Origin of the sequence: Natrialba asiatica DSM 12278 (genome assembly GCF_000337555.1) — an archaeon.
Taxonomy (GTDB): domain Archaea; phylum Halobacteriota; class Halobacteria; order Halobacteriales; family Natrialbaceae; genus Natrialba; species Natrialba asiatica.
In genome coordinates, this window is the sequence record NZ_AOIO01000030.1 from 120811 (window position 1) to 135212 (window position 14402).

Annotated in this window: 13 protein-coding genes and 1 pseudogene; 5 read left to right on the forward strand and 9 right to left on the reverse strand. The window is 65.0% G+C overall.

The features are described from left to right. Positions 1 to 37: 37 nt before the first annotated feature. Both C481_RS12090 and C481_RS12095 read right to left on the reverse strand, forming a co-directional pair. Positions 38 to 2440: a hypothetical protein gene (locus C481_RS12090; RefSeq protein WP_049904622.1), complete on the reverse strand. Its 2403-nt coding sequence runs from the start codon at positions 2438 to 2440 to the stop codon at positions 38 to 40. After that, positions 2437 to 4515, reverse strand: a complete 2079-nt coding sequence (locus C481_RS12095) for an ATP-binding protein (protein ID WP_006109508.1) — start codon at positions 4513 to 4515, stop codon at positions 2437 to 2439. Before C481_RS12095 ends, C481_RS12090 begins: the two co-directional genes overlap by 4 nt. 155 nt (positions 4516 to 4670) lie before the next feature. Here C481_RS12095 and C481_RS12100 point away from each other — a divergent pair, with 155 nt between their 5' ends. Together C481_RS12100 and C481_RS12105 are read left to right on the forward strand one after the other, a co-directional pair. Beyond that, positions 4671 to 4886, forward strand: coding sequence for a methytransferase partner Trm112 (locus C481_RS12100; RefSeq protein WP_006109509.1), 216 nt, complete (start codon positions 4671 to 4673; stop codon positions 4884 to 4886). Between the two features lie 64 nt (positions 4887 to 4950). Continuing rightward, on the forward strand, positions 4951 to 5691 hold the full coding sequence (locus C481_RS12105) for a DUF7524 family protein (RefSeq protein WP_006109510.1): 741 nt from the start codon (positions 4951 to 4953) through the stop codon (positions 5689 to 5691). 23 nt (positions 5692 to 5714) lie between these two features. On the opposite strand, the gene C481_RS12110 is transcribed toward C481_RS12105, so the two are convergent. The 4 genes from C481_RS12110 to C481_RS12125 form a co-directional block, all read right to left on the reverse strand. Continuing rightward, positions 5715 to 6866 carry a DR2241 family protein gene (locus C481_RS12110; protein ID WP_006109511.1) on the reverse strand — a complete coding sequence of 384 codons (1152 nt, stop codon included), beginning with the start codon at positions 6864 to 6866 and terminating at the stop codon, positions 5715 to 5717. 2 nt (positions 6867 to 6868) lie between these two features. Next, positions 6869 to 7768, reverse strand: a complete 900-nt coding sequence (locus C481_RS12115; RefSeq protein ID WP_006109512.1) for a CbiX/SirB N-terminal domain-containing protein — start codon at positions 7766 to 7768, stop codon at positions 6869 to 6871. Between the two features lie 88 nt (positions 7769 to 7856). Beyond that, on the reverse strand, positions 7857 to 8207 hold the full coding sequence (locus C481_RS12120) for a BsuPI-related putative proteinase inhibitor (protein ID WP_006109513.1): 351 nt from the start codon (positions 8205 to 8207) through the stop codon (positions 7857 to 7859). 89 nt (positions 8208 to 8296) lie between these two features. Next, positions 8297 to 10375 carry an alkaline phosphatase D family protein gene (locus tag C481_RS12125; protein ID WP_006109514.1) on the reverse strand — a complete coding sequence of 693 codons (2079 nt, stop codon included), beginning with the start codon at positions 10373 to 10375 and terminating at the stop codon, positions 8297 to 8299. Positions 10376 to 10625: 250 nt separating this feature from the next. Here C481_RS12125 and C481_RS12130 point away from each other — a divergent pair, with 250 nt between their 5' ends. Beyond that, positions 10626 to 11390 (forward strand): DUF2797 domain-containing protein, encoded by a 765-nt coding sequence (locus C481_RS12130; RefSeq protein ID WP_006109515.1) that lies wholly within the window; start codon positions 10626 to 10628, stop codon positions 11388 to 11390. Between the two features lie 90 nt (positions 11391 to 11480). Next, positions 11481 to 12035, forward strand: a complete 555-nt coding sequence (locus C481_RS12135; RefSeq protein WP_006109516.1) for a GNAT family N-acetyltransferase — start codon at positions 11481 to 11483, stop codon at positions 12033 to 12035. A gap of 158 nt (positions 12036 to 12193) precedes the next feature. On the opposite strand, the gene C481_RS12140 is transcribed toward C481_RS12135, so the two are convergent. The 3 genes and pseudogenes from C481_RS12140 to C481_RS22680 form a co-directional block, all read right to left on the reverse strand. Next, positions 12194 to 12763 (reverse strand): cysteine hydrolase family protein, encoded by a 570-nt coding sequence (locus tag C481_RS12140; protein ID WP_006109517.1) that lies wholly within the window; start codon positions 12761 to 12763, stop codon positions 12194 to 12196. Continuing rightward, positions 12760 to 13557 (reverse strand): YqcI/YcgG family protein, encoded by a 798-nt coding sequence (locus C481_RS12145; protein WP_006109518.1) that lies wholly within the window; start codon positions 13555 to 13557, stop codon positions 12760 to 12762. The genes C481_RS12140 and C481_RS12145 overlap by 4 nt, the downstream gene beginning before the upstream one ends. A gap of 117 nt (positions 13558 to 13674) precedes the next feature. Beyond that, positions 13675 to 13869: pseudogene (locus tag C481_RS22680) on the reverse strand (MOSC domain-containing protein); the annotation flags it as partial. Between the two features lie 57 nt (positions 13870 to 13926). On the opposite strand from C481_RS22680, the gene C481_RS12150 reads away from it, so the two are divergent. Further along, on the forward strand, positions 13927 to 14361 hold the full coding sequence (locus tag C481_RS12150; RefSeq protein WP_193787839.1) for a hypothetical protein: 435 nt from the start codon (positions 13927 to 13929) through the stop codon (positions 14359 to 14361). The last annotated feature ends 41 nt before the right edge of the window (positions 14362 to 14402 follow it).

Sequence of the window (14402 nt, forward strand, 5' to 3'; positions counted from 1 at the left end):
TCTTCGATCTGTCTCCGGTCACAGCCGCTCGTGGCGGCTACGAGATCGGGTACAGCAACTGTTTTTGCTCTTCCGGCCAGTAGAACTGTCCGTCGTAGTATATCGGACGGATCGTGTTCGAGATGTACTCGTTGAGACCGTCCGGTTCGATTTCGTGTGTGATCGTCGCCGGGATCAAGCGCTTTCGCTCCGGTCGGTTTCCTCGCCAGTGGGCACCGACGGGATCAACCGGGAACGGGACGGAGACCCCTTCAATAGTGCCATCGGGGGACGTATGTAGTGTCTGGATCTCCGACGGTCGCCATTTCGCAACGAATCGGTGCGTTCCATCTCCGACGACGATCCCGCTGGCACCATCGCCATCGCCGTTACTACCGTCGCCACCGGAACCGACGGTCGCACAGGTGTGTGCCGTCGCGAGGCTCTGGCCGTACAGGAGCAGTTCGCCGATCGTCGTCGAGATTGCAACCTCCTCATCACCGCTGGCCTCGACCGGCGCTTCCGGCGTGTTGTAGCCCGCCACGCCGGCGATGCTCCCCGTCTCGACGAGTTCAGTCGCGACCGTCGTGGCGTTCGTCGCATCGAGTTGGAACAACCCCACCTCGTTTTCGGAGAGATCGTCCGGATGCAGCGTGCCGTCGGTACACGCCAGTCCGCGTCCCGTTTCGTCGCAGTTGCCGATGTAGTGCAGGAAATCGGCTCCGGTCTCGAACACGGCATCGAGTTCAGCGCGCGTCGGTTCGTCGACGCGTTCGACGCGTGGCGAGACGGCGTCAGATCGGCGGGTATAGGTGTCGACGACGGCGGTTCGTGCCGATTCCGGAACGCGGTCGGTTGCGAACACGATGACGACGGTGCGGTCGTCCGATTGTTGTTCGAGATCGGAGAGTCGGTTCTCGTAGGCTGTGAGACTGGCTGTAAAGGTCGTCCGCTGGGCGGCAGTGACGGGCGTAGAACGGGGTTGGGGGAGCTGGGTGGCGTCTGCGTTTGGGTGCACGTTCGTTTCCGTCACCGCCTTGGCCGCGTCCGTTTCTGTCGTCTTCGTCTCATTGCCCGTTTCCGTCTCCGTCCCTGGCCCCGTCTCCGCCTCCGTCTTCACAGCCGAATGCGATCCAAGCACGCCATGTATTCGTCGCCGCACAGCCAGTTCGTCCGCACTGGTTGCCGTCTCGACAGCTCGACCCTGACCCCGATCCCGGCCCCCTTCCCGTGCCCGTTCCGACGGCGGATCGATCGCAGCGAGGTCATAGAGCAGATGCGGAAGCGCGCTGACGTGCTCGATCGTCGGGACGACGGTCATCCGATAGGGCCATCGCGGTAGAACCTCCTCGATCGTCCCGTCGGAAAAGGACAGATACGTCCGGACGCGCTCGGCGATCGGCTTTCCCGAACAGTCCGTCAGTTCGATTCCGGCGCGCCGAAGCTGCTCGGATTCGACGACAGTGAGTTCCGTCGGCTCGACCCACGACGCCAGCAGATCGAGGAAAAACGTCCGCCGCAGAAGCGCTCGAACCGCCGTCGGGAACGCGGGGCCATCGCTGAACTCGTGGAGCAGTCCGTGTTGTAGAGACCGAAGAACAGGTGCGTCTGTCGCGAGCCGGTCGGTACGGGCCGGCGTTCGGACGCGCGCACTGAGATAGTACGCAAGCGGTGCCACCGTAAAGAGTGCTGCTAGCTCGTTCGGCACGACGAGTTCGAGATCGGTCTCGGGCGTCGCGTCGCGAACCGCGTCGGGAACGCGGGTTTCGTCCGCATCGGCGTCGATCGAGAGCAGCGGCGGATAGCCCCGGTAGTTACGGTGGACGCGGTCGACGGTCGTCGTCTCGATCGAGGCGGAGAGGTGCGAGAGTGCGGTGGCGACGCCGTCGGGGGTTGGAGCGACCGTCAGTTCGTCGCGCGGATAATCGACGGGTGATTTGAAGCCCACGGTCACTCGCGTCGGGTGGGGAAACGAAATCGTCAGCGGGCCGCGCGAGCGGTTTCGAAGCGTGGCCGGGCCATCGAACCGGAGTCGGACGAAGATATTCGACTCGAACCGGCAGACGTAGGAGCCGTCCGAGAGCGTCAGCTCCTCGTCTCCGGCCTCGACGGAGAGCCGCGAGTTCTGAAACGACGAGTCGTCCCGCTGCGTGACCGATTCGAACGCCGAGTCGGGGCTGCGATCGGCGGCTGTGTCGCCGTTGCCGTCACCGCCGGTGCCGTGTCGGTCGCCGGCCTCGTCCAGGCGCGTGATATCGACCATATTCAACAGGTCGTATCGGAGTTCGGAGACGCGACCGACGGCCGTGGCGTCGATCGGTTCGTCGAACGAGTGGGGGTCGTCCAGTCGATCCCAGCCGACGAGACCGAACGAAACGGTGTTTCCCGCGATATCACTGGCTCGAAGCGTTGTCCCGCGTATCGAAACGGTCACGGGATCGGTACTTGTGGAGCGGCTCATCGTGTGTCCTCATCAGCCGCGTTCGTGTGCTCGTCCTCGGTTTTGTCTCTGCTTCCGCCGTTGTCCCTCTCGCTATCACCGTCACTGGCCTCGCCGGTCGGTTCCGATTGGTGGGCGGGACGATCGCTTTCCGGATCGGTCGTGGAGCNTGTGTGCTCGTCCTCGGTTTTGTCTCTGCTTCCGCCGTTGTCCCTCTCGCTATCACCGTCACTGGCCTCGCCGGTCGGTTCCGATTGGTGGGCGGGACGATCGCTTTCCGGATCGGTCGTGGAGCCGGGCGCAGGGCCCGCCTCAGAATCAGAGTCGGCTTCGAGTTCGAATCTGGAGCGCGTTTCCGATCCGTCGACCAAACCGGCGGTCGACTCGCTTCCAAACGCCACTCCAGAACCGCGTTCGCGGTCGAGTTCGCCCGGCCGTTCGAGCGGCCTAGACGCTTCGCTGAACTCGAATCGTGCGCCGGGAGTCGCGTTATCGGCAGTATTCGCCGCCGATAGCTCGAGGGTCCAGCCGTGTTCCGCGGCGATCTGTGCGACGATCGCGAGGCCGAGGCCGGTGTTGTCGGCCGTACTGGACTGGCCGGGTTCGAGGACCGAGTCGCGTTCGGCCGGCGGAATGCCGGGGCCGTCGTCCTCGACGGCGAAGCCGTTCGGAAGGGAGTCGACGCGCACGCTGACCGCTGGGCCGGCGTGTTCGATCGCGTTCCGAAAGAGGTTCTCGAATAGTTGGAGGAGGCGGCCGCGGTCGGCTGCGAGTTGGGTGTCGCTCGTGGCCTCGAGTGAGGCCGTGTCGGTGTCGACGTTGTTCCAAGCGGTCGTTGCGATCGTGTCGATATCGACTGGCGGTGGGTCCTCGACGCGCTTGCCGCGGGCCATCGTCAGCACGTCCTCGATCAGTCGCTTCATGCGATCGTGTGCACGCTGGATTTCTTCGAGTTCAGTCGTTGGAACGGTCTCGTCCGTTTGGCTCTCCCGGGCCTTCTGGAGTGCGAGTTCGAGATAGCCGTCGGCGACGCCGAGCGGGTTTCGGAGGTCGTGGCTGACGATACTCGCGAACTGGTCGAGGCGTTCGTTCTTGCGCTGGAGCTCGCGCTCGCGCAGTTTGAGTTCGGTGAGGTCGGTGTAGATCAGGTAGCCGCGGGTCGTGCCGTCGGTGGTTGCGACGGGGATGTTTCGAAGCAAGAACGGGCGCGGGCCGTCGGCGGTTTCGCGGACGACCTCGACGTCGGCGCGTTCGGTGAGTTCGGTTTCGACGAGGTGTGTTGGGTGTGATTGTGGCCGTGTTTGTGTCCGTTCCTGCCCAGGTACACCGGCGGTATCGGTCGATTCCGGTTTCGGTTCCGGTTCCGGTCCCGTTCCCGTTCTCGTTCCTGTCCCTCTCTCTCCCGTCGTGTCAGCCCCCGCCTCAGTCGCCGTCATCCGCGCTGGGAGGAGGAGTTCCGTAAGCGGTTCGCCGACGGCGTCTGCGGCGTCGTACCCAAAGACGCGGATGAACGCGGAGTTGATAGCATCGACCAACTGTGTGCCGTCTTCGATTCGATACTGCAAGGCGGCGTCGGGAACGTTCTCGAACAGCGCCGCGAACTGATCCCGTTCGGTCTCGAGCGCGCTCTGGTAGGTAACCCGGTTGCGAGCGTTCGTGACCGTCGCGACGAAGAGTTCGCCGAGGTGGCGATCGGCCTCCGAGAACGCGGCCGGCTCCGTCGCGTGAAACTGGACGACGCCGCCGAACTCGAGCGGGATCGACAGCACCGATCGAAACGCGTCGCTCGTGGGTGCGGCGTTAGGAGCCGTCGTCAGATCGTCGACGACGTACGTCCTGTCCTCGCGGTATGTCTTCCCCGCGACACCCGCGTCGGCCGCGAGCGGTTCGGCCGGGATCAATCCCGCGGTGTTCGCCGCCCGTGGTTCGAACGTGCCGTCCTCGACGGTACAGATACTCGCGGCATCGAACTCGATAATGCGATCGACGCCGCTGACGGCGCGCGTATAGACTTCCGCGACCGACTCACAGGCCTCGAGATCGGTCGCGAGGCGGCCCAGCTGCGCAACACTATCGCCGAGATGACCGGACTCCATCGATCACGATCACCCCGCTGGATAGTGTTCGGTTCCGTGCGACTCGCTGCCCCATTGGGAATGAGATACACAGTGTCGTATATATGTTCACTGGTTGCCCATTTCGGTGCATCCGTTCCCGAAGCCTTTTGCTGTATGCGATACGCCTACGAAGTATGAAAGAGTCGTTGCTTGATATCCTCCGCTGTCCGCTCGACAAGCACGAACTGGAGCTCGAAAACGCGACGTACGCGGACACTGACGGTGATACTGATGCTGCCGAAGTCGTTTCCGGTGAACTCGTCTGTACCGATTGCGGCGAGCGCTATCCCATCGACGACGGGATTCCGAACCTGCTCCCGCCGGACATGCGCGAGGAATCCCCGGCCTAAGACAGTCGAGTCGATCGACGGTAACTACTTGTGACTGGCCCGATACCACTCTCTGTATCGTCTCGTGACTGGGTCTGACCCCACTTCCGCCCGCGAGTCCGAGTCGCCGACAGCTGCATCGTCAGCCCGTAGTGATACCGATCGGACACAGCCCACTGACTCCTCGCGTTCACAATCATCCCCCTCGTCCCCGTCGAGTGCTGTACCGACGCCCGTCCACGTTCACGTCAACCGCAACCAACCCGACACGCTCACCGCCGAAACGACGGCTCTCGAGACGAACGACTCGTTCGTCCTCGAACTGCACGGCCACGCGGCGCCGGCACACGTCCACTGCCGACTCGACGACACACTCGCCCGCGTCGCCACGCTCGATAGCCCGAACTACTACATCGAGGCGGACAGCATAACCCCTATTCCCATCAGCATTAGCGCCGACTCGCTTCAGGAGCCGATCCGCGGTAAACTGGAGATCCTGACCGGTTACGGGTCCGAGTCGGTCACGATTACCGTTACGGTCTCACCGACTCCGCCGGATGTCGACATCGACGAGTCGCTTTCGAGTTCACCGCAAGCCGACGCCGGTGACGCGACCGCAAGCACGACCGCGGACCGCTCATCGATTGCGCGTCTCCGTGCTGAGCTCGGGCTCGAACCGGCCACGTTCGCCGTGCTCGCACTCGGTGCGCTCGCGCTGATTCTCGCCATGACGACGGCGGCGAGTATCGGCGGTCCGGTGGCGACGTTCGGCGTCGGCGTCGTTGTCGTCGGTGTTATCGTCGCACTGTTCTTGCTCGTGACGTAGTCCGTGTCGATCACGCGATCGGTCTACTGTTCTCGCATCTCGAGTTCACCGTCGGCGAATCGCTTCGCCCGGAGATACCGGGCGCGGTACCGATTCGCGCCGTCGTTGACGTCGGCTTCGCGGATCTCGTCCGTTCGATCGTCTGCGACCGCGTCGATCAGTTCCTCGAGCTGGTTGCGCTCGCTCGGGGTCAACTCGAGTTCGTACGTGCGCTCCGTTTCGGACTCCGCGATCGCCCACTTGCGCGCGGCGGCGATGACGAGCGAACAGGGTTCCCGGCAGGGGAAGGGGCCGTCGCCGCCGTCGGGGTCGAGGTCGTCGCCCGCTTCGTACTCCCACTCGCGCCGGCGCAGACACTGGGAGTCGACGCAGCAGGCCTCCGCCAGCCAGTCGACGGCCTCGCGCGGGAGTTCGGAGACGACCTCGTAGATGCCGCTCTGGCGGGCCGCGGTCTCGCTCCAGTGGTCGACATCCAGTTCGCCTTCCCGTTCGCGGTGCCAGTTGGCGATCGTCGCCGGGTAGAAGAAGCCGACGGCGTCGACGAGTTCGGTTCCGGAGAGGCCGGTGAACGCCCAGCCGGTTTCGAGCGTCGGCGCGGTCTTGAGCGGCCGGTAGCGACCGTCCTCGTCGTAGGTCGCGAGTTCGCGGGCCGCACGCGGCTCGTCGTGGATTTCGAGGGCGTCGAGATCCGCGTCGGCGTCGTCGACGTGCCAGAGGTCGTAGGCGCGCTCGCCGTCGGGTTCGTCGCCGTCGACGAAGCGGGCGGTGATACAGAGTTGCCCCCATTCGCGGTCGATACCGTCGCGTACGTCCGCGTAGCGAGCCGGAACGGAGGTTGCGTCGTCGTCGGCAAGCGGCGCGTCCTCACACCACCGCAGGAACGCCCGCCGGGCCGTTCCCTCGCCGCCGACCGTCTCCTGCCAGTAGTGCCAGTTCGTGACGTACGGCTCGACGACCGCACCCGCCTCGCCGGCCTCACCCGCCAGAACCGCCCGAAGACCGTCCGCGTCGAGTCCGGTCCGGTCGACGCGCCCCCCGTCGATCGCGAGGGTGAACGTGAACTCGTCGTCGGACTCGTCGCGCGTAATCCGGAGTCCATCGAACGCGATGTCGCTGTCGTCACCGCCGCCGGTAACGCGCTGTACCAACTCCTCGACGTGTCTCGTCGCGACCATCGTCAGTCACCCGCCTGCGAGGTCCGTTCGGGATCCGATTCGGTCGCTGAACTCGTGATCTGTCGAACGCGCTCGATCGCGTCGCCGAGTTCGGCCCCGGCGTCGGCCGCGCGCTCGAGGATCACGTCCGCCATCAGTCCCTCGGTGCCGACGGCACCGGCGTACCAGATGCGGTGGCCGTCGACCTCGGCGGGGACGGTCCAGCCGAGGCGGTAATCCTCGGTGAGTCCCACGTCCTCGGGGATGTCCTCCTGGGTGTGGTAGCCGTCGGCGACGAACAGCGGGACGACGACGATATCCTCGGTTGCAAAGAAGTCCGTCACGTCGTCGACTTCCGGTTCCTCGTCCATGAACAGCGCCTCGACCTCGTCGAAGCGCCTGCGCTCGCGGATGCGGTCGGCGTGGTACTCGACGGCCTTGGCCGAGTTCTCGTTGCGCTCGGTGCCGTGGCCGACGACCGCGAGGCCGACTCCCTTGCCCACCGACGGATCGCTGGTAACGCTCTCGGCGCGCTGGACGATCACGTCCGTCATCGCATCGTGGGTGCCGACCGGCCCGCAGTAGTGGATGGTTTTCCCGACGTCCTCGGCTTCGAACGTTACCTGCGAGGCACTCGTCCCGTCGGACTCCCACTGCTCGGGCTCGAACTCGTCGAGGCGGAGTTCGCGCGGGATGATCCGCTCGGTGAAGTACCCCTCGCTGATGAACAGCGGGACGACGAACACCTCCTCGGATTCGAGCGTGCGGATCACCTCGCGAAAGTGCGGTTCCTCCTTCCAGAACGCCTCGCGGACCTCGTCGAACGCGCCCGTCTCGCGAACGGTATCCGCGTGGGCGTACGTCGGATTCGAGGCATCCGGATTCAGGTGCGATCCGTGCGCCGCGATGACCAGCGCTTGCATATCGAACCCTTAGGAGAGGGATGGTTTATCGACTTCGCTGTTCGCGGTAGCCGTCGCCACAGCCGACCGGCAGCGCGGCGCGACAGCGTCACACGCTCAGCGCCGTCCGTGCCTCACACGTCGTCTCCCGCGCTCGCAACTCGGCCACCACGGTGAACTCGCCCGACTGCGGATTCTCCCATTCGGCCTCGTAGGTCGTCGCCTCGCCCGGCTCGAGTTCGTCCGCGCTGAGCAGTTGGGCGAACATGCGCCCGTCGGTAAAGCGCCAGACCTCCCGGCCCGTCTCCTCGTCCGCGACGGCGAAGTCCGCCTTGCAGGCGTCGGTGAACTGGATTGTGATCGTTTCGGGGCCCTCGTTTCGGACGGTAAACGTGAGCACGACGCCGGCGTCCGAATCGGGCGTCGCCGCCTCGAGCGACCCGGTGAGCGATGATATCATTGGGCTCACTTGGTCACCATTGGTGATAGGTGTTGTCCGTTCGGCGTCGGTGCTCGACGGGCGGACGGGACCGCCGCGTTAGTGCGGCGTCACTTCGAGAGGACCACGTTATCGAGGTAGCTCGCGTCGTCTCCCGAGCGATACTCCCCGCGGATGCGGAGCACGGTCAGATCGGCGAGCACGTCGCGGAACCGCTCTTCGGTCGCCAGGGGGTCCTGACTCGTCAGGTCGATCCAGGGCACGGACGCCGTCAGCGGGACCTCGAACGAGGTCCACTCCTCGCCCGGTACCTGTTCGGGGTCGCGGAACTCGTAGACGAGTTGCGTGCCGTCGCCGGCGAGCAGCACGTCCCCGCCCTCGATCGGTTCGGCGTCGAACTGCTGATCGGGCTGTTCCTGTCGCAGGTCGAACGAGAGCGTCCCGCCGTAGAACGACTCGCGGTCACCGAGGTACGAGAACGGCGCCTGGTAGTACCAGGCGATACCGCCCTGATTCTCCTCGTCGCCGATGTGGCCGCCCGGATTGCCGCCCGTTTCGTAGTATTCCGGCTGATCGCTGCCGCCGTTCTGCGAGACGAGCCAGCCGTCGGTCCCGTCGTCGAACGAACTCTCGATACTGTCGGTCGGCGTCGGGCCGGGATCGATATCGGCCGCCTGCACCTCCTTCGTGAACTGCTCGTCGCCGAACTCGTCGTAGATGCCGATCGTGATCGCCTCTCCGGATTCGGCCACTTCGACGGTCCCGAAATTCGCGTACTCGCCCTTGGCGAAGAACGTCGTCGGGTTCAACGGCGCGTACTGTTCGTCCGCGGGACCGCTTGGCGCGCCGAGCGGCCCGGCGACCGCCTCGACGAACTCGAACTCGCCGTCGTCGTCCGGGTCGAACGCCCCGACGACGGACTTGTGAACGTCGCCGGCGACGACGACCAGATTCGCGATTTCCTCCGTCTGGACGAACTCGACGAGTTCGAGAAGCTCCGCCTCGTAGCCGGTTCGGTCCGCCGACGTGGCCCACGAGTCGGAGGGATAGCCGAGCGGGGCCGGCGAGGCGAGTACCTTCCAGGTCGCGTCGGAGTCGGCGAGCGCGTCCTTCAGCCACTCGCGTTGCTCGCGTCCGAGCAGCGTCTTCGAGTCGAGTTCGACGTTCGGATCGCGGTACTGGCGGGTGTCGATGAGGAACAGTTCGACGTGTTTCCCCCAGCGGAACGAGTCGTAGAACCGGTTGGAGTCGCCGGGTGCGGCGTCCTCGTCCCGGTCGAGCGGCCAGTACTCGCGGAACGCGCGCCGCCCCTCGGGCATCAGCGGTTCGATCGGCCCGGCGAAGTTGTTGATGACCTCGTGGTCGTCCCAGACGGTGTAGACCGACGTGGACTCCAAGAGTTCGCGGAGGTTCGTCCGCTCGGCGACGCTCGCCGGCGGGTCTCGCATCTCCTTGTACTTGTCCCGGTAGATCTCGAGCGCCTCGTCGAGCGGCGTGTTCTCCGTAATCTTCCCGGCCGGCGTCTGCGCGTCGGCGTAGATGGTGTCCCCGTGATAGAGGAAGAAGTCCGGCTCGCGTTCCGCGATGGATCGCAGGCCGGGGAACGGCGGTTCGATCGGATCGTCGCCGTAACCCCAGGTGTCGCCGCTCCAGGCGAAGGTGACCGATCGCTCCTCGGTCGACGACGGTGCCGTGAGGAAGGTTCCGTATTCGATCGCGTCGGGCATCGCGTCGGCCGTCAGTTCGTCGACGTCGAGCGGCCGTTTCGACATCGGCCCGGCCGCGGCGGGCATCGCCCAGACGAAGTACCGGTACTCCGTCCCGGACGCGAGTTCGGTCAGGCGGACGCGACCGGTGTAGTCGGTCTCGCCGTCGACGCTGACTCGCTCGTAGCCGGCCTTATCGGCCGACTCGATCGGCGCGTACGCGACGTGGATCGTCGCCTCGCGCTCGGCGCGCGCCCAGACGACCGCCGTCGTCGCCGTCACGTCACCGACGGCGATCCCGTGCGTGATCGGCACGATTTCGTCGCTGGAGCGAATCGGCTCCGGCGCGTCCGATTCCGAACTCGCGTCTCCGACCGCGGTCCCCACGAGGGCGGGCACCGTCGCGGCCGCGCCGATCGCCTGCAGAAACGTCCGTCGGTCATCTGCCGCCGCGTCCTCCGTGGCTGCGTGCGTGTCTCTCATGTCGCAGTAAATCCGGCACCGAACTCACTCAATAACTTATATATTTTATATAAATATAAACATGTTCGATATGAGAGGTATTGGGACATTCGCTTCGCCGAGAAGCCGACCGAAGTGCTCGGTAGTGCTCCCGAGAGAACCGCTCGAGTACTGATATCAGCGGAGACACTGATGAGACTCGAAACAACTACTCGACGACCGATTCGCCCGGAACGCTACGCCTATCCGTTCGCGCTGCGAACGCGCACGCGTGCAACTGGTCGGCTACGAACCCAGCGGCCGGGGTTGTGCGCTCCTGCTCGCCGACGGCGACGCAGTCGAGCGCCGCGAACTCGAGCACGGGGACGAACTCGCCTACGCGCTCGGCGCACGCCACTGCGCCGGCACTATCGACGACGGCCAGCACATCGCCTGCGACCGCCCGTCAGCACCCTACTGCGAGTTCCACACGAGCACCTGGGTCTGCGCCCGCTGTACGGGCACCTGTCTGAAAGACGAGATGGATTGCTACGAGGACCACGCCGTCTACATCGCCGCGTTCGCCCCCGATACGTTCAAGGTCGGGGTCACCCGTCACTGGCGACTCGAGACCCGCCTCCGCGAGCAGGGGGCCGACCGCGCGGCCCACGTCCACACCGTCCCCAACGGAAAGATCGCCCGCGAGATCGAGGCGAAAATCGCGACTCGACTCGTCGACCGCGTGCGAACCGACCCGAAGGTCGACGCACTCGTAGACGAGGTTGACGCGACCGCCTGGGAGGCCGTCCTCGAACCGTTCGACGTCATCGATCGGTTCGCGTTCGACTACGGACTGGCAGCCGACGGTGAACTCGACGCTCGCCCAGTTCAGGAGACGGTGGCGAGGGGGACGGTCGTCGGCGTGAAGGGGCGACTTCTCGTCCTCGAAAACGGCGGAACGACCTACGCCGTGGACATGCGTGATCTCGTCGGCTACGAGTTCACCGAGGGCGAGTCGGAGCGGAATCTGCAGTCGTCGCTCGGTTCCTTCGGGTGAGACGGAAGTCGCCGATCGCAGTAGCGTATCCCGAACCGATTCCCCCGCTTTCGCACAACACTGATGCGACGTCATCGCCTGGCTGCAGTCATGCCAGGTGCGCGAGTTACGAGCGGCGAGCGAGTCACCCTTCGAATCGTCGAGAGCGAGGATATACCGTTTTTACAGCGGGCAAGCGCCAATCCCGACCTTCGGTATCCGCTCGGGAACCCGATCAGAAGTCAGGAAGAGTTCGATATCGCTGAGTCGGGGACGGACCGACTTCTCGTCACGCTCGAAGACGGTGTTCCCGCTGGGTCCCCGAGCACTGACGACGTGACACGGATCGGCCAGGTGACCGTAGCGGATACGAACTACAAACGTCCCGAACTCGGCTACTGGCTCGTGCCGGCGGTTCACGGCGAGGGGTACGGCAAAGCGGCCGTTTCGCTCGCCATCGAGTACGTCTTTCGGACATACGATATACCAGCCGTAGGGGCGGAGGCCTACGATTTCAACGGCGCCTCCCGCGGCCTGCTAGAGTCGCTCGGGTTCGCCGAGGAGGGTCGCCGCCGCAAGTACATGTTCGTCAACGGGAAGCACCGCGATATGATCCAGTACGGACTGCTCCGCGAAGAGTGGGATGATAGGGACGGTCGCTCGTGACTCGTTTATGGCGGTTGCTCGCGGGCGCGGACGCCCGTCCCGTCGCGTGGCGCTCCCTCCGGACGACGGAGACGGACCGCCCGCCGACGATAGTCGATCCGTGGAGAACTGGTCCGCAACGCGAAACGATTCCGATCCCGAAACGCCGGCTCACCGACTCACTCGGACACAATCGACGCCGTCCGGACGACTGTTGCGAACTCGCCCTCGAGCTGGGCCAGGGCGGTTCGGTGAATCGTCTCCGCGTCGAACGCTTCTGCGTCGAACGTCCGCCCGAAGGTGGCGGTCGCATCGGCGACGAGACGCACGTCGAACCCGCGGTTCTCGGCCATCCGCGTCGTCGTCGAGACGCAGTGGTCCGTGGTCAGTCCGGCGACGACGAGCGTCTCGAGGTCTCGGTCGCGTAACCACGCTTCGAGTTCGGTGTCGACGAACGCGCCGTTGACCGATTTGACGAACGTCCGCTCGTCCGCGCGCGGTTCCGTCTCGGGTTTGAACGCGAACCCCGGCTGGTCGCTGCGAAGCGGCGATGCCGCTTCGGTCGAGTCGTGGCGGACGTGGACGACGGGCCGGTCGGTCTCGCGCCAGTGTGCGAGCAGGTCGGCGGCGCGGTCCTCGGCGTCGGGATTGTTCCGCGAGCCCCACGACGGGTCGTCGAACCCCCGTTGGAAGTCGATCAGGAGCAACGCGGCGTCGTCGGGGGCGGTGGAATCGGTATTCCCTGTCATGGTAATTTCGCGGCCGGCTTGGGATGGTCTCGGGTCACCGTCATCGGGCATTCTGAGGGCGCCTGTTCGTCGTCGGCCGAGAGCATGTACTGGGGCCACTCCCGGTCGCCGTCGACGCCCCAGTCGCCGAGATCTGCGTGCGGGCAGACGCCGTCGTAATCTTCGAGCCGATCCTGGATGATGTCGCGCGCACGCTGTCCGGCTTCGTCGTCGGCGGTCACGTTCAGCCCCTCGAAGAGTGCGCGCGGCTGGAACGTGATCTCGAGCCCGACCGGACAGTAGCGGCTCTTGCGCGTGTCGTAGAACGGGGCGCGGCAGGTCGGAAACATCGGCTCGCCGCCGAGACAGAACTCCCAGTACTGGTCATCGGGGTCCGTGGGGATGTCTTCGGGCCAGGGCTCGGGGTCGTGGAGGTGAAGCGTCTGGAGGATATGCCAAAGCGCGTCGTGGTACGCTCGCTCTGGGAGCGGGTCTGCGGGCGGTTTGAAGAAGGTGACGAGCGAGGCGCGGTCGGCATGCTCCCGATACACGTCGAGATAGTCGAGGATGCGATCGCGAAGCGTCAGCAGCGCGTCGGCGTCGCTCATCGACGGTACCGTCGTATACAGCGGCTCCCCGTTGCCGACGGATTCGGCACCGAAGAAACAGGGGAACGGTGAATCGTTCCGCTCGCCGAGCAGTCCGGACTGAAACGTCTCCCAGTGGTCGATAACCCACTGCGGCGCGTCCTCAGCCCGTACTCGTCGGTCGAGCGTTTCCTGATCTAGTAGCGATTGAAGTCCTGGCTCGTTCATGAGTTGATTCCTTGGATAACGTATTGGACGTTCAGGAGTAGCCGGCGAAAATTGTACCGGTCCCGGAAGATGCGTCGATCTGGTCCGATTATGTTCGGCACCCCAACTCAAACGCAGCTATTCGTCATATTCTGTCCCGAATTCGTGACGTGAATTCCCGGTCCGGTCGGTTTCGGCGATCGATGCACCCTCCAAAATCCGTGCTCGAAGGCCGCCACGGTGGACCAACGCCTCGCCGACTCCCGCTTCGTCGAGATGGCGCTCGAGGTACGACCACGGCTCGCAGAGTTCGATCCCCTCACGGACGGCGTCATTGCTGCCCTCGCCCTCACCCTCGAAGCCACGAAACACGTCAGCAGCCCCGAAAACATGACAATCCTTTTCCCCGGCGGTCCAGAATCCGAGAGTATGACGGACGAAAACGAACCCGATACCGCTGTCGACGACAACGGTGACGCCGACGCAAACGACGGCGAAGAAAAGTCCTTCCGCGAACGAGTCGAAGAAATCCGCGAAAAGCGCGCTGAAGAGGGCGAAGGCGAGGGCGAGCCTCCGGAGAGCCCGTTCGGCGGTGGCGGCGGCGGTCCCGGCGGCATGGGCGGCGGCGGGAACCCGTTCGCACAGATGATGGGCGGCATGATGGGGGGCGGCCCCGGCGGTCCTGGCGGCATGGGCGGCGGTCCCGGCGGCAGCGACGAAGTCGGCAACGAAGAACTCGTCCGCGAGGTTCGCCAACTCCGCGACGAAATGCGCGACCAGACGCGCGCGCTCAAGCGGATCGCGGACGCGATCGAAGACAACTGAGCGACGAATTAACCGACCGCTCTCGGCTTCCGGAAGCCACG